The following is a 17,569-nucleotide window of genomic DNA, read 5'->3' as shown; positions in this document are numbered from 1 at the left end:
GTGGAAGGTTCAGGCTTCCACGTCGCTCTTCGTCCGCCCCGCGCCCGGGCCGGCGGCGATGTCGGCGCCGGTGGTCGGGTTGGTCGAGGGGTCGGACTTGGTCCGCGCGGCGAGCTGTGTAAGCGCGGCGGTATCGGCCGAACCCAGCGTCACCGTCGGCATGCCGTCGCCCGTGTCCGCCGGCAGCGTCTGCTGGAGATCGTCGACGCGGTCCCATTCCGGCCCATCGTTCCACGGCCCGAGCATGTCGCCTTCGCCCTGCGAGGTGTTGACGTACATGCTCGCATATTCGGGCACGCCCGGCAGCTTGCCCGGCGGGAAATTGTCCTCGATCGCATACAATGCCTTCTCGAACGATTTCTGGTGCGCCACCTCGCGGGTCATCAGGAACTTGAGCGCGTCTTGAATGCCGGCATCGTCGGTGAGGTTGATCAGCCGCTCATAGACGATCTTGGCGCGGCTCTCGGCGGCGATGTTCGAGCACAGGTCGCAGGTCGGATCGCCGCGGCTGTCGACATAGGCCGCCGTCCACGGCACGCCGGCCGAGTTGGTGAGCGCCGGGCCGCCGCCATAGAGGATCGCCTGGGTATGGCTGTTGCCGCCTTGCGTCAGCGACATGTAGAGCTCGGCCTCTTCCATATCGCCTTCGGAGACATGCGCCTTCACGCCCTTGTTGAGCATCGCGACGATCGATCCGATCACCTCGAGATGGCTCAGTTCCTCGGTGGCGATGTCGAGCAGCAGGTCCTTGCGGCCGGGATCGTCCTCGGCCAGCCCTTGCGTGAAATAGCGCATCGCCGCGGCCAGCTCGCCGTCCGGCCCGCCGAACTGCTCGAGCATCAGCGAGGCGAGGACCGGGTTGGGTTCGGCTACGCGCACGGTATATTGCAGGCGTTTGTTGTGCATGAACATGCCGTCTCTCCTTGGGTGGTACGGGAAGAGAGCGGCTGGGCTTCGACATGGTTCACATACTTCGGTTATGATCGCTTCTTTTTCATCATAACGTGCATCAACTTGGGCGCTGTTTGCGCGCAACTGCGCGGGTCGTTCCGGCTTCTTCAACATAGCTGGTGGCGCACCGCTGAACGATTGGGCCGATCAGCGGAACGGCCGCGCACACCGCTTCGTTGATTTGCGAGCGCAACACGAAGATCAGGAGCTTGGCGAATGAGCGACAAACAGCCGATGCAGGCGAGCGGCGGCGAGGCGCACAAGGGCGCGCCGGATGGCGTGTCGGACGTGGATACGCAGGGACGGCCCAAGGGCGAAAGCGAAGGCGGCGCCTATCCGAACCCCTATCCGGAAAAGGCCGCAAAGGAGGGCCCCGGCAATGTGATGGGCCATGGCGGGCAGAGCCATATCAACTATGAGGGCGGGCCGAACCCGAACGCGACGACCAGGGGGGAGTAGGTGCGGACGCCATCCTCCCGCGCTCTTGTCCCCCTCCCGTTTGCGGGAGGGAATATCAGGTCGGCCATGCTCCCGGCATGGCCTGAACAGCGCGGGGCGCTGCTCCCCTGATATTGGGAGGGGGTGTGAGGGTAGCGGGCGAAGCCGTCTAGGAAAGAGCCTTCACGACACGCCTCCCCCCGCCATCACTTGCACGGGAAGCGCTGCTCCATCATCGCAGCAAAGGCCGCCTTCACGCTGATTCCTCGCTGTGCCGGCGGGATCTTCTCGAACGCGGCGATCAGCTCGGTGCTGCCGACCTTGGTCTTGCCCTTTGGCGGCGGACAGCTGCCCGGCTTCCTGCCGGCCGCGGCGGCGGCGGCGAGATCGGCGCGATACGCGTCCGAGGCACCTTCCACTTCGCGCTTCAGCACGCCGATGTCGGGGGAGAACATCGCCATCGCGCCCTTCGCCTTGAGCGCGTTCACCTTGGCGAGAAAGTCGGCGACGCTCATCGCGTGCGCGGGCATTGCCACCAGCATCATTCCACCGGCCGCCAGAACTAGTCTTCGCATACGAAAAACGCTCCCGGGAAGCATTCCCGGGAGCGTTCTCTATCCTAGCCAGGCTCAACCGGGCAATGCCGGAGGGCTCAGGCCCCCTGCGGCGCGGGGTTGCCGAACGGATCCTTCAGCTTGCGCGTCTTGGGGATCGAAGTGCCGCCCACCGAGGGCATCCCCGGCGTCCCCGTCGGGTCGCCGCGATCCAGCGTCTCGCCGGCGATCAGCTTCTTGATCTCCTCGCCGGTCAGCGTCTCATATTCGAGCAGCGCCAGCGCGATGGTGTGGAGCTGGTCGGTATGGTCGCCCAGGATCTGCCGCGCGCGGTTGAGGCCCTGTTCGACGAAGCGCTTCACCTCGGCGTCGATCAGCCGCGCGGTCTCGTCGGACATCGGCTTGGAACGCGCCACCGAATAGCCGGTGAAGCTGTCCTCGCTCTCCGAGAAGTCAAGCGGCCCGAGATTGTCCGAAAGGCCCCACTTCGTCACCATCGCGCGGGCGAGACGGGTCGCCTGCATGATGTCGTTCGAGGCGCCCGAGCTGACCTTGTCATAGCCGAAGATCAGTTCCTCGGCGACGCGGCCGCCGAACGCCACGGCGATGTCGGCATGCATCTTGTCACGGTGATAGCTGTACGAATCGCGCTCCGGCAGCGGCTGCACCATGCCCAGCGCGAAGCCGCGCGGGATGATCGTCGCCTTGTGGATCGGATCGGCGGTCGGCTCGTGCGCGAAGACTAGGGCGTGGCCGGCTTCGTGATAGGCGGTCATCCGCTTCTCGTCGTCGGTCATCACCATCGAGCGGCGCTCGGCGCCCATCAGCACCTTGTCGCGCGCGTCGTCGAACTCCTGCGCCGCCACCAGCCGCTTGCCGCGACGCGCCGCGAGCAGCGCCGCTTCGTTGACCAGGTTGGCGAGATCGGCACCCGAGAAGCCCGGCGTGCCGCGCGCGATGACGCGGGCATCGACGTCGGGCGCGATCGGCACCTTCTTCATGTGGACCTGCAGGATCTTCACGCGGCCTTCGATATCGGGGCGCGGCACCTGCACCTGGCGGTCGAAGCGGCCCGGACGCAGCAGCGCCGGATCGAGCACGTCGGGGCGGTTGGTTGCCGCGACGATGATGATGCCTTCGTTCGCCTCGAAGCCGTCCATCTCGACGAGCAGCTGGTTGAGCGTCTGCTCGCGCTCGTCATTCTGGTTGCCCAGCCCTGCGCCGCGCGAACGGCCGACCGCGTCGATTTCGTCGATGAAGACGATGCACGGCGCCGACTTCTTGGCCTGTTCGAACATGTCGCGGACTCGGCTGGCGCCGACACCGACGAACATCTCGACGAAGTCCGAACCCGAAATGGTGAAGAAGGGCACGCCCGCCTCGCCCGCAATCGCGCGGGCGAGCAGCGTCTTGCCGGTACCGGGCGAGCCGACCAGCAGCGCGCCCTTGGGGATCTTGCCGCCCAGGCGAGCGAACTTCGACGGGTCCTTGAGGAACTCGACGATCTCCTGCAGCTCCTCGCGCGCCTCGTCGATGCCGGCGACGTCGTCGAAGGTGACCTTGCCTTCCTTCTGCGTCAGCAGGCGGGCGCGGCTCTTGCCGAAGCCCATCGCGCCCGAGCCAGAATTCTTCTGCATCTGGCGCAGCACGAAAAAGGCGATGCCGAGGAACAGCAGGAAGGGCAGCGACTGGACCAGGATATACTGCCAGATCGACGGGCTGTCCTCGGGCCGCGCGTTGATCACCACGCCCTTTTCGCGCAGCGTCTCGACCAGCTTGGGATCGCCCGGGTTGTTGGTGCGGAACTTGCCCTCGCTCGTCGTACCGGTGATCGCGCCGGAGCCGACCGCGATGTTGACGTCCTTGACGTCGCCCGACTGTACCTTGTCGAGGAACGTCGAATAGGGGATCGCATTGCCCGCGGGCTGCGCGGTGCGCGTGTCGAACAAGGTGACGAACAGCGCCAGGGCTGCCAGAATACCTACCCAGATGAGCAGGCTCTTCATCCAGGGGTTGTTGCCCCCGTTTTCCGGACCCTGCTGCTTGCCGTTTTCGCTCATCGTGTACCCGGTACCTTTCAAGCCCTAAGATAGGCGCGGCGGCGTCAATGACAATGGAACAACGTCGATCATGGTGATCGATGCGGGGGCGCCGGCGAGAACCGCCAGCGGGCCCCCGGTCGCACCACGACTCCGGCCAAGGTCGCCACCTTCCCGGCATCCACCGCGGCGATCAGCCGGTCAAGCCCGGAACCGCGCGGGGGCAGGCTCTGCTGCACCACGTGGAGCGCCCGCAGGACAAGCCTGCGACGGATGTCGCGCGGAAGGTCGTTGAGGTCGAGCGACACCCCGCCCGCCGCATTTTCGGCGCGAACCGCCCATTCCCGATCCGCCACCCAGGCAAGCGCAGCCTCCGCATCGCGCAGCGTGGCGGCGGCGCGCGCCAGTCGCGCGGCGGGCAGCTCGGGCGTCTCCGCAAGCAGCGCGCGGATCCGGCTGCGGTCGAAGCGCGGGTGACGGTTGGAGGGATCCTCTACCGCGACGATGCCGGCCGCCGCGACAAGGGCGGCGAGTTCACGCCGCGACCAGCCGAGCAATGGCCGCACCAGCCAGGGCGCCCCCTCGCCCCTATGCAGCGGCCGGGCGGGCAGCATCGCGGCGAGGCCGCCCAGCCCTGCCCCGCGCCGCGCGCGGAGCAGGAAGGTCTCGGCGACATCGTCCTGCTGGTGCGCCACCGCAACCCATGGCGTGCCTAAAGCCGCCGCCCAGTCAGCCAGACAGCGATAGCGCATCGCCCTAGCCCGATCCTGAAGATTGCCGCCCGCCAGCATTTCGGGCCGGGCGGGCAGGACGGCGTGCCGCACGCCGATCCGGGCGCAGACCGCCGCCACGAACGCCGCTTCGTCGGCGGACTCGGCGCGCAGGCCGTGATCAACGGTGGCGGCAACCACCGCGCCCGGAAACGCCGCGCGGGCGAGCAGCAGCAGCGCCAGACTGTCCGTGCCGCCGGACACCGCAACGCCGACCGGTTCGGTGAGCCGGGGCGGCCGCCCCGCAACCGCGCACCAGTCGACGGTGAAGCGGGCGACGTCCGCGCCCGCGATCGCGTCGATCAGCGACGCGTCACTTGCAGCGCTGATCCGCACGGCCCTTGGCGACGCCCGCCTTCATCTCGGCGGAGAGCGTCGCGCCATAGACGCTGTTCAGCTCCTCATAGACCTTGCAAACCTCGCCCGCGGGCTTCTTCAGCTTCACCAGCGCCTGGGCAAGATAATAAAGGCTGTCGGCCGCGCGCTCGCCGTTCGGGTTGGCGGTGTAGTTCTCGTACAGCGCGATGGCCGCGAGACTGGCGCGGTTGTCGTCCAGATAGGTGCGGCCGAGCAGGTTGCGCGCGAAGCTGGCGCGCTTGCCGGTCGGGTATTTGGCCTTGTACTGTTCCAGCGCCTTGGCAGCCTCGGGATAGAGCTTCGCCTGCCACAGGCGGAAACCGTAGAGATAGAGGTCCTCGCCTGCATCGCCGGTGCTCGGCTTCTCAACGGCCGCGACCTTGGCGGCGCGATCGGCCGAGGCGCGCGCCGGTGCTGGCGCGGAGTCGCCCGAAGCGGCAACCACACCTTCCGTCGGCATGGCATCGGCAACCGGCTCGGGCGCCTCCAGCGCCTTGATACGCGCATCATTCGCCGCCTTGTAGGCGCCGAACGCCTCTTCAAGCTGGCGCATGCGGTACTGGTTCTGCTCGATCTGCCCGGTCATCGTCTGGATCTGGCTCTCCAGCGCGGCGACGCGCTGGGTGAGATCCGCGAGCGGTGTCGTGGCCGGAACGCCCGGCGGGGTGGTGTCGACCTGCTGGGTGATCTGCGGCTCCACCGTCATTCCCGCGCCGCCCGGGAACACCTTGCGCTGCACTGCGCGCATCTCGCGCTCCAGCTTATCGACCCGCTGGCCGACAGTGCCGTCCTGGGCGATGGCGGTGCCGTTGAAGCCGAACGCGGCGAAGGCCAGTGCCGCTGCGAAAGCAATACGCATCGTCGATAATTCCCTCAGCGCCCCCCGGGGAGCGGAGGCGTGGCGCCGCTATAGCCAAGCGGCGCCCGCTTGCGCCACCCCCTCAGGGAGTCGGCGTGTCGCCGGCTGGCGTCGTGCCGTCCGCGGGCGTTGCCGTCGCGTCGCCGCCTTCCACCGCACGCGGCGTGCTGCGCCGACGCAGCGGACGCTCGCGCGGCGGCGTCGCGGCGTCGGTCGCGACCGGCGTCGATGACGGGGTCGCGCCCGGCTGACCGCGGGCGCGCAATGCCGCCGAGGTCAGCTCCGTCTCGATCACTTCCACCTCGGTGCCGAGCGGCGCGACTTCGCTGCCGTTCAGCAGCACCTGAAGCTGGTCCGGACGACCGGTACGGATGCGCGGTCGATCGGCATCGTCGGGCACTTCGTAGCGTTCACCGGCCGCCAGTTCCTTTTCCGCCAACCGCTTGCCGGTCGCGTCGGTGATGCGGATCCAGGCAGGGCCGCGCGCGACGAGCGTGACATGCTCCACCGCCGGAATGGTCGGGCTCGGCGCCGGCGCGGGTACGGCCGCCATGGGGGTCGGCGTCGGTTCGAGCTGCTGGACCAGGCCGTCGCCCTGCGCCGCGCCGCCGCGGAACCAGTTGGTGCCATACCAGATACCGATGCCGGCCACGATCACGAGCGCCACGATCACGCCGAACCACACGATCCCGCTAGGCGCCGCGCGCGACGGCTCCTGCAGCGGATATTCCGGCGTCAGCACCGGGCGCTCGATCTGGCCGAGCTCCTCCCGAACATCGTGCGCGATCGACACTTCGTCGACGTTCACCGCGCGGGCATAGGCCTTGGCGAAGCCGGTGGCGTAGGTGATGGAGGGCAGCCCCGAATAGGTTCCCTGCTCGATCGCCTCCAGATGGCGCTGCGGGATGCGGGTGCGCGCGGCGATCTCGGGGAGATCCAGCCCCATCGCTTCGCGCGCGGCACGCAGACGTTCACCGGGACGGGCAGTGTACGAGGGGGACTCTTCGGGCGTATCGCCTTGCATTCTATCCTCCGGCGAACGCGTTAGACCCTGGGACGCCCGCCTTGTCGTGCAGGGGATGCCCTCCCCGCCGTGCTGCTGTCAACGCCGCGCGGAAATCATTCATCCGGAAGGTCAGGCCAGTTCGACGCCGTGCGCATCGGCCCAGCCGGTCAGCACGTCGCGCAGCGGCGCCTGGGGATGGCGCAGCATCTCGTCCATCGCCCCCATCGCCGCGCCGCGGTCGAGCGAGCGCAGCATCGCCTTGATCGGCCCCACCGCCGCCGGGGTGATCGAAAGCCGATCGATGCCGAGCGCGATCAACGCCAGCGCTTCCAGCGGCCGCCCGCCCATTTCGCCGCACACCGCCACCGGCACGCCCGCCGTGCGCGCCTGATCGCTCACCCGCTTCAGGAAGCGCAGGATCGCCGGGCTCAGCCAGTCATAGCGCAGCGCCAGCTTGGGGTGCGCGCGATCGGCGGCGAACAGAAACTGGGTAAGGTCGTTGGTGCCGATCGAGAGGAACTGCAGCTTGGGCAGCAGCAGGTCGAGCACCTCGGCCAGTGCCGGCACCTCCAGCATCGCGCCGTAGCGGATCTCGGTCGGCATCTTGCGCCCGCGCGCGGCGAGCCAGCCATGCTGCGCCTCGAACAGCGCCCGCGCCTGGTCGAACTCCCAGGGCTCGGAGACCATCGGGAACATCACGTTCAGCGTGCGCCCCGCCGCCGCCTCGATCAGCGCGCGCGCCTGCGCCTTCATCAGACCGTCGCGATCGAGCGCCAGGCGCAGCGCGCGCCAGCCCATCGCGGGATTCTCCTCCTCGCCATCCTCGTCATGGTTCAAATAGGGCAGAGCCTTGTCGCCGCCGATATCGACGGTGCGGAACACCACCGGCCGGTCGCCTGCCGCCTCCAGCACGTCGCGATAGAGCCTGCGCTGCGCCTCGCGCTGCGGCAGCGTGGCGGAGACGAGGAACTGAAATTCGGTGCGGAACAGGCCGATGCCGTCGGCGCCGGTCAGGTCGAGCGCGGAGACGTCGTCGCGCAGCCCGGCATTGACCATCAGCGTAACGCGATGCCCGTCCTGGGTGATCGGCGCGACATTCTTGAGTTGCGCGAAGGCCGCACGCCGCTTCTGGCTGAGCGCCAGCTTGCCCTCGAACGCCTCCTCCATCGCCAGCGAGGGGCGGACGAACACGCTTTCCTCGCCCACGTCGAGCAGCAGCAGGTCGCCCTCGGCCACCTCCCGGCGCACGTCCCGCACGCGACCCAGCACCGGCACGCCCATGGCGCGCGCGACGATGGTGACATGCGCGGTCAGCGAGCCTTCCTCCAGCACCACGCCCTTCAGCCGCCGCCGGTCATATTCGAGCAGCTCGGCCGGGCCGAGATTGCGCGCGATCAGGATCGAATCGTGCCGCAACCCGAGTTGCGCGGCGGTGCCAAGCTGGCCGGAGACGATGCGCAGCAGCCGATTGGAGAGGTCCTCCAGATCGTGCATCCGGTCGCGGAGCAGCGGATCGTCGATCTCGCGCATGCGCTGGCGGGTGCGCTGCTGGACGCGCTCGATCGCCGCCTCGGCGGTTAGGCCGGAATCGATCGCCTCGTTGATGCGCCGGCTCCAGCCCTCGTCATAGGCGAACATCTTGTAGGTGGCGAGAATCTCCTCATGCTCGCCGCCGCTGCCGAATTCGGCCTGGCTGGTCATGCGATCGATCTGCTCGCGCATCTTGTCGAACGCGGCATAGAGGCGGTGGCGTTCGGCGTCGGTATCATCGGCCACGGTATGCTCGATGACGATGCGCGGCTGGTGGAACACCGCGACGCCGCGCGCCATGCCCTCTACCAGGCGAAAGCCTCTAATCGTCCCGGCCGCGGTCGGCTGAAGGCGCGTTGAGGTGCCGCCCGCCGCGTCGATCAGCTCGGCATTGGCGATCAGCTCGGAAAGCACCATCGCGACGGTCTGCAGCGCCTCGATCTCGATATCGGCATAGCGGCGCGGATCGACATGCTGCACGGCAAGCACGCCCACCGCGCGCTCGCGCCGGATGATCGGCACGCCGGCAAAGCTGTGGAAGCGGTCTTCCCCCGTCTCCGGATTATGCACGAAATTGGGGTGGCTGGTCGCCTCGTCGAGGTTGAGCGTCTCGACATGCGCGGCGATTGTGCCGACCAGCCCCTCGCCCATCCCCAGCCGGGTGACGTGCACCGCCTCCTGCTTGAGGCCGCGGGTCGCGAACAGCTCGAGCACGCCCTCGCGGAGCAGGTAGATCGAGCAGACCTCGCTATGCAGCGCCTCGCCGATGATGTTGACGACGGCGTTCAGCTTCGATTGGACCGGCAGCCGTTTCGCCATCAGATCGTGAAGGCGGGTAAGGATTTCCCGGGCGGAGGCGGCTGCGGTCAAGGCCATGCAACAGCGCTAACAGATTGTGCGCATCCGCGCCAAGCCGGGTGCGCAGCAAAAGCGCGGAAAGCGGCGCTGTTGACGTTTCGGCAGGCAAGGGATGCCCGCCGAACCGACCACCGTCATTCCCGCGAAGGCGGGAATCCATTTGCCAGGACGCTGGGGGGGGGCAGGAACCGCGGATTCAGCGCCCATAGATCCCCGCCTGCGCGGGGATGACGATGGGTTTGCGAAAGGCGCGGCCGCTTATGCCGCGCGCTTCTCCAGCGCATGCGCGGCCTCGGCCATCAGCGTTTCGATGATCGTCGCGACGGGCTCTTCCTTGGTCACCATGCCGACCGACTGGCCGGCCATCACGCTGCCATGCTCGATATCGCCGTCGATCACCGCGCGGCGCAGCGCGCCCGCCCAATAATGCTCGATCTGGAGCTGCGCCTCGGCCATTTCGATGCCGCCCTGGTCGAGCGCCTGCGCCACTTCGCGCTGCTTGGCGGTAAACAGCTCGCCGCCCGCATTCTTGAGCGCGCGCACCGGGATCACCGGCAGGCGCGGATCGATCTGCACGCTGGCGACCGCGTCGCGGGCCGAGGCGCGGATGAACGCCTTCTTGAAATTGGCGTGCGCGATGCTCTCGGTCGCCGCCGCGAAGCGGGTGCCGAGCTGGACGCCCGCCGCGCCCATGTCGAGATAGCCCGCGATCGCCTCGCCGCGGCCGATGCCGCCCGCGACGAACACCGGGACCTGAGCGGCCACTTCCGGCAGGATCTCCTGCGCGAGCACGCTGGTCGAGACCGGGCCGATATGCCCACCGGCCTCCATGCCTTCCACGACGAGCGCATCGACACCCGAGCGGATCAGCTTCTTGGCGAGGCTCAGCGCGGGCGCGAAGCAGATCAGCTTGGCGCCGTGCCCCTTGATCGCATCGAGCGACCCCGCCGGCGGCAGCCCGCCCGCGAGCACGACATGGCCGACGCCGTGGCGCCCGCACACCTCGATCAGCTCGAACAGCTGGGGGTGCATGGTGATGAGGTTGACGCCGAAGGGCCGGCTCGTCAGCGCCTTGGTCGCGGCGATCTCGGCGTCGAGCAGCTCGGGGCTCATCGCGCCGCACGCGATCACGCCGAAGCCGCCCGCATTGGAGATGGCGGCGACAAGGTTGCGCTCGGACACCCAGGACATCGCGCCGCCCAGAATGGCGGTCTCGCTGCCCAGGAACGCGCAACCGCGCGCCATGCGGCGGGCCAGGCGCTCGGCGCCGATCGAAGAAACAGAAGTCATGGCCGCCCGCCTAGCGCCGCCGCCCCCGGCTCGGCAAGAGGCGCCTGCCCCTTTCCGAGGCCCGGCTCAGGCCGCGACGTCGTCCGCGTCAAGGCCATAGGCGGTGTGCAGCACGCGCACCGCCAGCTCGGTATAGTCTTCCTCGATCAGCACCGAGACCTTGATCTCGGAGGTGGTGATCGCCTGGATGTTGATGCCGCGCGCGCCCAGCGTCTGGAACATCGTCGCGGCGACACCAGCATGGCTGCGCATGCCGACGCCGACCACCGAGACCTTGGCGACGCGGGTGTCGTGGCTGACGCCGCTGAAGCCAATCGCGTCCTTCTGCTGCGCGAGGATCTCCAGCGAACGGGCAAGGTCCGCCGCCGGCACCGTGAACGTCACGTCGGTCGCACTCGCGCTGCCGGCGCTCTGGTGCGCGATGTTCTGGATGATCATGTCCACGTTGATGCTGGCATCGGCAAGCGGCGTAAAAATCGACGCCACCGCGCCGGGCTTGTCCGGCACCGCGGTGAGCGTGATCTTGGCCTCGTTCTTGTCGTGCGCGATGCCGGTGATGAGCTGGCGTTCCACGTCCTGAATCTCCTCTTCGCCCACGATCATCGTCCCGGGCAATGTATCTGCCATCGGCGCGTCGTCGCCCGTGAAGGACGAGAGCACCTGCACGCGAACCCCTTCCTTCATCGCCAGGCCGACCGAACGGGTCTGGAGCACCTTGGCGCCGACGCTGGCGAGTTCGAGCATTTCCTCATAGGTCACGCGCTTGAGCTTGCGTGCGCGGGGCACGATGCGCGGGTCCGTCGTATAGACCCCGTCGACATCGGTGTAGATGTCGCAGCGATCGGCCTTCACCGCCGCCGCCACCGCCACCGCCGAGGTGTCCGATCCGCCACGGCCGAGCGTGGTGATCCGGTCCTCGTGCACGCCCTGGAAGCCGGGGATCACCGCCACTTCGCCCTTGCCCATGCTGGCGAGCAGTGCGTCGGTGCCGATATCCTCGATGCGGGCCTTGGCAAAGGCGTCCGAGGTCTGCACCGGCAGCTGCCAGCCGAGCCAGGAGCGCGCCGGCACGCCGATCGCCTGCAGCGCGATCGCCAGCAGCCCGCTGGTGATCTGCTCGCCGGCGGAGACGACGACGTCATATTCCTTGGGGTCGTAGAGCGACGAGGCCTCACGGCAGAAGCCGACCAGCCGATCGGTCTCGCCCGCCATCGCCGAGACGACCACCGCGACCTGGTTACCCGCCTCCCACTCGCGTTTGACGCGGGCGGCGACGCTGCGGATACGCTCGATCCCGGCCATCGATGTGCCGCCGAACTTCATTACGATACGCGCCATGGCTGGTTGCTTGTTTCCTGGCCTTGGGAGAGATGGGCGAGCCTGATAGGAGCCAGCGATGCCGAACGCAACAATAGCTACGATTGACCCCCGTGAAGCGGAACATTTCGGTCGTCTGGCGGCCGATTGGTGGAATCCTAAGGGCTCCTCCGCCATGCTCCACAGATTGAATCCTGCGCGGCTGGGCTATATCCGCCGCGCGATCGACGTGCATTGGAGCGGCGACTCGGCCAATTTCATGCCGCTGACCGGCAAGACTGCGATCGACGTCGGCTGCGGCGCCGGGCTGCTGTGCGAACCGCTCGCCCGCCTCGGCGCGCGGGTGACGGGCGTGGACGCGGCGGGCGAGAATATCGGCGCGGCACGCGCGCATGCGGCGCTGTCCGGGCTGCCGATCGACTATGTCCACGGCGGCATCGAGGATCTGGCTGGCCGCAGCTTCGACCTCGTTACCTCGATGGAGGTGATCGAGCATGTCAGCGATCCTGCCGGCTTCGTGCGCGGGCTTGCCGGCGCGCTGGCCGAGGGCGGGCTGATGGTGCTCTCCACGCCCAACCGCACGCCGCTGTCGCGCCTGGCGATGATCACGCTGGCCGAAGGCACCGGCGCCATCCCCAAGGGCACGCACGACTGGCGCCGCTTCCTCAAGCCCGAGGAGCTGGAGGCGCTGCTGGCCGATGCCGGCATGAAGGTGATCGACCGCCAGGGCCTGACCTTCTCGCCCGCCCGCGGCTTCATGGTCAGCGAGAACGAGGCGCTCAACTATCTGGTCACTGCCGTCCGCGCCTGAGCGGCGGACGGCAGCGTCGCTCACCGGGCGAGGTCGAGCAGCAGGACCGGGCCGATGTCGAGCACCTGCTTGGCGGTGGCGAGATGCAGCGAGACGGAAATGTCGCCCACCGCATAGTCGCGGTCGGCAGTCCCCACGACGTGCAGCATCTTCCATTCGCTGCCCACCTCGCCCTCGCCCTTGAACACGGCGGAATAGGGTTCCTTGGCGAGGCCGACCTGGATGGTGGCGATCTTCGCGCTGCCGGCGCCCTCGGGCAGCTTTTCCGCCCGCGCCCAGACGACGATCACCAGCTTGTCGCCCTTCTTCACCGGCTGGTTGATCGACGAGATGAGGCCGACGCTCCAGGGCTGGTCCGACGCGGTGGCGATGGGTACCCGAAGCGCCCGGCCGCCCTGGACGTTCTTGTCCTTCACCACCGCGGGCTTGGCGCTAAGGCCATAGACGTTGAACGTCTCCGGCGTCGGCGCATTGATGATCTGCTTGGAAATATCGGCCTGCTGCGGTTGCGCCTGCGCCAGCGCGGGCGGCGCGACGACAGACAGACACAGCACGGCCATGCCACGCCACGATTTCACGGCACCCCTCCTCGATGTTTTCGTTACGCTGGAGGCTATCGCAGGGGTCAACGCTGTCAATAGCCCTCGATTGACAGCGCTGCGCCCGGACGGGACAGAGGGTTCATGTCGACGATCAAGCTGCACCCGAGCTGGCTCGCCCCGCTCGAGGCGGAATTCGCCCAGCCCTATATGACGGCCCTCCGCGACTATCTGCGCGCGGAGAGGGCGGCGGGGAAGCGCATCTTCCCGGCGGGCAATGCCTGGTTCCGCGCGCTCGACCTGACGCCGCTGGAGCAGGTGCGCGTGGTGATCCTCGGACAGGACCCCTATCATGGCGAGGGGCAGGCGCACGGCCTGTGCTTCTCGGTAAAGCCGGGCGTGCGCGTGCCGCCGAGCCTCGTCAACATCTACAAGGAGATAGAGACCGACCTCGGCATCCCTCGCGCCCAGCACGGCTTTCTGGAGCATTGGGCGCGGCAGGGCGTGCTGCTGCTCAACGCGGTGCTGACCGTGGAAATGGGCCGCGCCGCCGCCCACCAGGGCCGCGGCTGGGAGCGCTTTACCGACGCGGTGATCCGGCTGGTCAATGCCAAGACCGAGCCTGTGGTGTTCCTGCTGTGGGGTGCCCACGCGCAGAAAAAGGCGGCGTTCGTCGACTCGATCGACAAGGGCGGGCGGCACCTGGTGCTGAAGGCCCCCCATCCCTCGCCGCTCTCGGCGCATTCGGGGTTCTTCGGGAGCCGGCATTTCAGCAAGGCAAACGCGTTTCTGGAAAGCATCGGGCAGAAGCCGATCGACTGGGCATTGCCGGCGTTGGAGTGAGGCGTGCGCGGCCCCGGATTTGAAGCTATGAACTACGTATGCAGACGATCACCGAGTCTGAGCTCAGTCAGGATATGGACGGCGCAATCCATCGCGTCGTCAGCGATGGTGCGATTGCTAGACTGATTCGCGCGCAGGGCGAAAGCGTTCTGTTGATCCCGGCAAGTGTATTGGATGCGGTGATGACCGGTCTCGATAGCGCCGCCGCCGCTGCCGAGTGTGGACCAATATCATGATTGCCCTGCGAATAGACGCGGAGACCGAGAAACGTCTTGAAGCGCTTGCTGCGAGAACAGGTCGCGACACGATTCTTTATGTCCGGGAAGCGATCCTCACCCATCTTGACGATCTGGAAGACTTCTGCCTTGCCGAAGAGCGGACGAAAGATGCCGGTCTGAAAACGCAATTTCTCTGGCGGAATTGAAGGCTGAGGTCAACCTGAAGGGCTGATGCATCCCTACGAAGCGGCACGCGTATTTCAAAGGACGGACGCGACGCCACTTACTCTACACTATTCAATATACTCTCCAGGACAACTATTGAATTTTTGTCTGGGATTCCGTCGAATTTTTTCAAGATAGCAAGAGAATCTGCCGCCGCCGATAAAATGGCTCTTTTTTTATCTGGGAGGGCACTGGCAAACATACTCTTCATTACCAACGCAGCATGGTAGAAGATGAATGCATGCTCTACTCGGAAGCGGTCAATTAACCATTGCAGATCGCCCTTTTCAGGTTCCATCTGCATCATCGCAACCGCTGCAAGCCGATACCCCGGATCAGACGATCCTTTATAAAATTCCAATTTTTGCGAAAGGGAGGGAGCCAATGAACGCATCCGACCAAGAATACCGTTCATAATTTGGGTTCTCTCGAACCCAGCCTTCATGACCTTTCTAGTAACTCCATACTCAATGCAAAGCTTATCCATCTGCACAGAAATATCAGAGTCTTCAAGAGACTTGGTTTCAGCAACGATCTTGGCTGCAGCTTCAATCTCAACTGAACTTACCACCCCACCTTCTACGGGATTCGCATTTAGCTTCTCTACAACTTTATCAAGCTGAGTCTCTATGCCCGCGATTTTAATCGCCTTTATTCGATCTATGAACGTCGGGAATTTTGCTAAAACTTGACGAACTTCCAGACGAAACGCGAAGGCCGTAACCACGAAGGCTACGGGCCATGCGAGGGCCGCAACTAGCGCAGCAAGTGCCTGTATCAATGCAGCAAAGCCAGCCAAATCGCAGCCCTCAACATTTCACCTACTCATAGACTTTATTTAGAGCCGCGCTCATTTCCAATGTAAATCTCGCTGCCGGTCTCGCGGAACACCTTGCTCATCTCGGCCATGCCCGCTTCGGCATCCACCGTCGCCGGCGTCGCCGCCAGGAAGGTATCGGCCGAGGCGTTCTGCTTCGCCGCGAAGTCCCGGACCTCCTGGGTGATCTTCATCGAGCAGAATTTCGGCCCGCACATCGAGCAGAAATGCGCGGTCTTGGCGCCTTCGGCCGGCAGCGTCTGGTCGTGATACTGTTCCGCCGTGTCCGGATCGAGCGACAGGTTGAACTGGTCGCGCCAGCGGAACTCGAAGCGCGCGCGGCTCAGCGCATCGTCGCGCACCTTCGCCGCCGGATGGCCCTTGGCGAGGTCCGCCGCGTGCGCCGCCAGCTTGTAGGTGACCACGCCCACCTTCACATCGTCGCGGTCGGGCAGGCCCAGATGCTCCTTCGGCGTGACGTAGCAGAGCATCGCCGTGCCGTACCAGCCGATCATCGCCGCGCCGATGCCGCTGGTGATATGGTCATAGCCCGGCGCGATGTCGGTGGTCAGCGGCCCGAGCGTGTAGAAGGGCGCTTCACCGCACGCCTCGAGCTGCTTTTCCATGTTCTGCTTGATCTTGTGCATCGGCACATGGCCGGGGCCCTCGATCATTACCTGCACGTCCTGCTCCCAGGCGCGCTTGGTTAGCTCGCCCAGCGTGTAGAGCTCGGCGAACTGCGCCTCGTCATTGGCGTCGGCGATCGAGCCGGGGCGCAGGCCGTCGCCCAGCGAATAGGCGATGTCGTAGGCCTTCATGATCTCGGTGATCTCGTCGAACCGCTCGTAGAGGAAGGATTCGCGGTGATGCGCGAGGCACCACTTGGCCATGATCGAGCCGCCGCGGCTGACGATGCCGGTGACGCGCTTTGCGGTCATCGGAATGTACGGCAGGCGGACGCCGGCATGGATGGTGAAATAGTCGACGCCCTGCTCGGCCTGCTCGATCAGCGTGTCGCGGAAGATCTCCCAGGTAAGGTCCTCGGCGATGCCGCCCACCTTCTCCAGCGCCTGGTAGATCGGCACCGTGCCGATCGGCACCGGCGAGTTGCGCAGGATCCATTCGCGGGTGTCGTGGATGTTGCGGCCGGTGGAAAGGTCCATCACCGTGTCCGCGCCCCAGCGGATCGACCAGACCATCTTGTCGACTTCGCTCGCCACGTCACTGGCGACCGCCGAATTGCCGATGTTGGCGTTGATCTTGACCAGGAAGTTGCGACCGATCGCCATCGGCTCGCTTTCCGGGTGGTTGATGTTGTTCGGGATGATCGCCCGGCCACGCGCCACTTCGTCGCGAACGAACTCAGGGGTCACATAGTCGGGGATCGAGGCGCCCCAGTCCTGCCCGTCGCGAACATATTCGGCGAGCCGCTCGCGGCCGAGATTCTCGCGTTCCGCGACATATTCCATCTCGGGCGTGATGATGCCGCGCTTGGCATAGTGCATCTGGGACACGTTCATGCCCGGCTTGGCGCGCAAGGGGCGCTGCACCACGTTCGGGAACTGCGGCACGCCGGCCGAGCGATCCGGGCCCTTCAGGCCATTGTCCTCGGGCTTTACCTGGCGCGCGTCATAGGCCTCGACATCGCCGCGAGCGAGGATCCAGTCGCGGCGGAGCGCCGGCAGACCGGCCATGATGTCGATGCGGGCATTAGGGTCGGTATAGGGGCCCGAGGTGTCGTAGACGCGGACCGGCGCCTCGCCGCTGCCCGGCTCCAGATGGATCTCGCGCATCGCGACGCGGTGCTTGCCGACATGGATCTTGCGGCTGCCGCGAATGGGGCCGGTAGTAACGCCGATTTCGGTCTTGGCGGGAATGTCGGCCATGCTCGTCTACTCCTTGGGCGGACGTAAGGAGAGCAGACGGACCTCGGGGAACAAGACCCTCCCTCCCTACGCCGGTGTCAACCGGATCAGGTTCAGCGGGTCGAGGGCTGCGGCCCTCCTCTCAACCGCTGCGCCAGCGGTCCCCCGGGGAATGGTGGTTGCTGTAAAGACTTGTGCGGACGCGGGCAATGCCCCTGGGTTAGTACACCGACATCAACACGTTCTTCGCATGCACGCCCAATAGCATGGCGGCGCATTCTG

17 protein-coding genes and 1 riboswitch are annotated in these 17,569 nt (G+C 66.4%); of the genes, 5 read left to right on the top strand and 12 right to left on the bottom strand.

Annotated elements, in window-relative coordinates:
* Nucleotides 1-9 precede the first annotated feature (9 nt).
* The gene (locus S2M10_RS21540) at nt 10-912 is read right to left on the bottom strand and encodes a manganese catalase family protein (RefSeq protein ID WP_168847908.1); all 903 of its coding nucleotides are present in this window, start codon (nt 910-912) and stop codon (nt 10-12) included.
* Nucleotides 913-1,167: 255 nt separating this feature from the next.
* Here S2M10_RS21540 and S2M10_RS21535 point away from each other — a divergent pair, with 255 nt between their 5' ends.
* Nucleotides 1,168-1,410, top strand: a complete 243-nt coding sequence (locus tag S2M10_RS21535; RefSeq protein WP_168847907.1) for a hypothetical protein — start codon at nt 1,168-1,170, stop codon at nt 1,408-1,410.
* A gap of 185 nt (nt 1,411-1,595) precedes the next feature.
* Here the strand turns inward: S2M10_RS21535 and S2M10_RS21530 are convergent, their stop codons facing one another.
* The 8 genes from S2M10_RS21530 to S2M10_RS21495 all read right to left on the bottom strand — a co-directional run bounded on the left by S2M10_RS21530 (nt 1,596) and on the right by S2M10_RS21495 (nt 11,990).
* Nucleotides 1,596-1,964, bottom strand: a complete 369-nt coding sequence (locus S2M10_RS21530; RefSeq protein WP_211091213.1) for a hypothetical protein — start codon at nt 1,962-1,964, stop codon at nt 1,596-1,598.
* A gap of 77 nt (nt 1,965-2,041) precedes the next feature.
* Nucleotides 2,042-4,024, bottom strand: a complete 1,983-nt coding sequence (gene ftsH, locus S2M10_RS21525; RefSeq protein WP_211091212.1) for an ATP-dependent zinc metalloprotease FtsH — start codon at nt 4,022-4,024, stop codon at nt 2,042-2,044.
* 47 nt (nt 4,025-4,071) lie between these two features.
* A complete protein-coding gene (tilS, locus tag S2M10_RS21520; protein WP_168847905.1) occupies nt 4,072-5,088 on the bottom strand; it encodes a tRNA lysidine(34) synthetase TilS in 1,017 nt (338 codons plus the stop codon).
* Nucleotides 5,066-5,968 (bottom strand): hypothetical protein, encoded by a 903-nt coding sequence (locus tag S2M10_RS21515; protein WP_168847904.1) that lies wholly within the window; start codon nt 5,966-5,968, stop codon nt 5,066-5,068. The genes tilS and S2M10_RS21515 overlap by 23 nt, the downstream gene beginning before the upstream one ends.
* Nucleotides 5,969-6,050: 82 nt before the next feature.
* The gene (locus S2M10_RS21510; RefSeq protein ID WP_168847903.1) at nt 6,051-6,992 is read right to left on the bottom strand and encodes a helix-turn-helix domain-containing protein; all 942 of its coding nucleotides are present in this window, start codon (nt 6,990-6,992) and stop codon (nt 6,051-6,053) included.
* A gap of 111 nt (nt 6,993-7,103) precedes the next feature.
* Complete coding sequence (gene ptsP, locus S2M10_RS21505; RefSeq protein WP_168847902.1) at nt 7,104-9,380, bottom strand: phosphoenolpyruvate--protein phosphotransferase; 2,277 nt, start codon at nt 9,378-9,380, stop codon at nt 7,104-7,106.
* A gap of 240 nt (nt 9,381-9,620) precedes the next feature.
* On the bottom strand, nt 9,621-10,652 hold the full coding sequence (locus S2M10_RS21500; protein WP_211091211.1) for a nitronate monooxygenase: 1,032 nt from the start codon (nt 10,650-10,652) through the stop codon (nt 9,621-9,623).
* A 66-nt stretch (nt 10,653-10,718) separates the two neighbouring features.
* On the bottom strand, nt 10,719-11,990 hold the full coding sequence (locus S2M10_RS21495; RefSeq protein ID WP_168847901.1) for an aspartate kinase: 1,272 nt from the start codon (nt 11,988-11,990) through the stop codon (nt 10,719-10,721).
* Between the two features lie 58 nt (nt 11,991-12,048).
* Here S2M10_RS21495 and ubiG point away from each other — a divergent pair, with 58 nt between their 5' ends.
* A complete protein-coding gene (gene ubiG, locus S2M10_RS21490) occupies nt 12,049-12,780 on the top strand; it encodes a bifunctional 2-polyprenyl-6-hydroxyphenol methylase/3-demethylubiquinol 3-O-methyltransferase UbiG (protein WP_168847900.1) in 732 nt (243 codons plus the stop codon).
* A gap of 20 nt (nt 12,781-12,800) precedes the next feature.
* On the opposite strand, the gene S2M10_RS21485 is transcribed toward ubiG, so the two are convergent.
* Nucleotides 12,801-13,358, bottom strand: coding sequence for a hypothetical protein (locus S2M10_RS21485; protein WP_348770654.1), 558 nt, complete (start codon nt 13,356-13,358; stop codon nt 12,801-12,803).
* A gap of 105 nt (nt 13,359-13,463) precedes the next feature.
* On the opposite strand from S2M10_RS21485, the gene ung reads away from it, so the two are divergent.
* The 3 genes from ung to S2M10_RS21470 are packed head-to-tail and all read left to right on the top strand — an operon-like array spanning nt 13,464 to nt 14,586.
* Nucleotides 13,464-14,162 carry a uracil-DNA glycosylase gene (gene ung / locus S2M10_RS21480; protein WP_168847899.1) on the top strand — a complete coding sequence of 233 codons (699 nt, stop codon included), beginning with the start codon at nt 13,464-13,466 and terminating at the stop codon, nt 14,160-14,162.
* A gap of 38 nt (nt 14,163-14,200) precedes the next feature.
* Nucleotides 14,201-14,398 (top strand): hypothetical protein, encoded by a 198-nt coding sequence (locus S2M10_RS21475; RefSeq protein ID WP_168847898.1) that lies wholly within the window; start codon nt 14,201-14,203, stop codon nt 14,396-14,398.
* Entirely contained in the window at nt 14,395-14,586 is a 192-nt protein-coding gene (locus tag S2M10_RS21470) for a TraY domain-containing protein (RefSeq protein ID WP_168847897.1), read from the top strand. Before S2M10_RS21475 ends, S2M10_RS21470 begins: the two co-directional genes overlap by 4 nt.
* A gap of 77 nt (nt 14,587-14,663) precedes the next feature.
* Here the strand turns inward: S2M10_RS21470 and S2M10_RS21465 are convergent, their stop codons facing one another.
* Nucleotides 14,664-15,404 carry a hypothetical protein gene (locus S2M10_RS21465; protein ID WP_168847896.1) on the bottom strand — a complete coding sequence of 247 codons (741 nt, stop codon included), beginning with the start codon at nt 15,402-15,404 and terminating at the stop codon, nt 14,664-14,666.
* Between the two features lie 35 nt (nt 15,405-15,439).
* Nucleotides 15,440-17,308 (bottom strand): phosphomethylpyrimidine synthase ThiC, encoded by a 1,869-nt coding sequence (thiC, locus tag S2M10_RS21460; protein ID WP_168847895.1) that lies wholly within the window; start codon nt 17,306-17,308, stop codon nt 15,440-15,442.
* 46 nt (nt 17,309-17,354) lie between these two features.
* A riboswitch (TPP riboswitch) is annotated at nt 17,355-17,465 on the bottom strand.
* Between the last annotated feature and the right edge of the window lie 104 nt (nt 17,466-17,569).

The sequence above is a fragment of the Sphingomonas sp. S2M10 genome (genome assembly GCF_012650175.1).
Lineage (GTDB): Bacteria > Pseudomonadota > Alphaproteobacteria > Sphingomonadales > Sphingomonadaceae > Sphingomonas.
Note: the sequence above shows the minus strand (reverse complement) of the source record. Positions and strands in the feature narration are given on the sequence as shown.

What these genes read in the sequence shown, in the direction of transcription:
- S2M10_RS21540 (WP_168847908.1), bottom strand. Translation starts at nt 912, where the DNA reads ATGTTCATGCACAACAAACGCCTGCAATATACCGTGCGCGTAGCCGAA.
- S2M10_RS21535 (WP_168847907.1), top strand. Translation starts at nt 1,168, where the DNA reads ATGAGCGACAAACAGCCGATGCAGGCGAGCGGCGGCGAGGCGCACAAG.
- S2M10_RS21530 (WP_211091213.1), bottom strand. Translation starts at nt 1,964, where the DNA reads ATGCGAAGACTAGTTCTGGCGGCCGGTGGAATGATGCTGGTGGCAATG.
- S2M10_RS21515 (WP_168847904.1), bottom strand. Translation starts at nt 5,968, where the DNA reads ATGCGTATTGCTTTCGCAGCGGCACTGGCCTTCGCCGCGTTCGGCTTC.
- S2M10_RS21510 (WP_168847903.1), bottom strand. Translation starts at nt 6,992, where the DNA reads ATGCAAGGCGATACGCCCGAAGAGTCCCCCTCGTACACTGCCCGTCCC.
- ptsP (WP_168847902.1), bottom strand. Translation starts at nt 9,380, where the DNA reads ATGGCCTTGACCGCAGCCGCCTCCGCCCGGGAAATCCTTACCCGCCTT.
- S2M10_RS21500 (WP_211091211.1), bottom strand. Translation starts at nt 10,652, where the DNA reads ATGACTTCTGTTTCTTCGATCGGCGCCGAGCGCCTGGCCCGCCGCATG.
- S2M10_RS21495 (WP_168847901.1), bottom strand. Translation starts at nt 11,990, where the DNA reads ATGGCGCGTATCGTAATGAAGTTCGGCGGCACATCGATGGCCGGGATC.
- ubiG (WP_168847900.1), top strand. Translation starts at nt 12,049, where the DNA reads ATGCCGAACGCAACAATAGCTACGATTGACCCCCGTGAAGCGGAACAT.
- ung (WP_168847899.1), top strand. Translation starts at nt 13,464, where the DNA reads ATGTCGACGATCAAGCTGCACCCGAGCTGGCTCGCCCCGCTCGAGGCG.
- S2M10_RS21475 (WP_168847898.1), top strand. Translation starts at nt 14,201, where the DNA reads ATGCAGACGATCACCGAGTCTGAGCTCAGTCAGGATATGGACGGCGCA.
- S2M10_RS21470 (WP_168847897.1), top strand. Translation starts at nt 14,395, where the DNA reads ATGATTGCCCTGCGAATAGACGCGGAGACCGAGAAACGTCTTGAAGCG.
- thiC (WP_168847895.1), bottom strand. Translation starts at nt 17,308, where the DNA reads ATGGCCGACATTCCCGCCAAGACCGAAATCGGCGTTACTACCGGCCCC.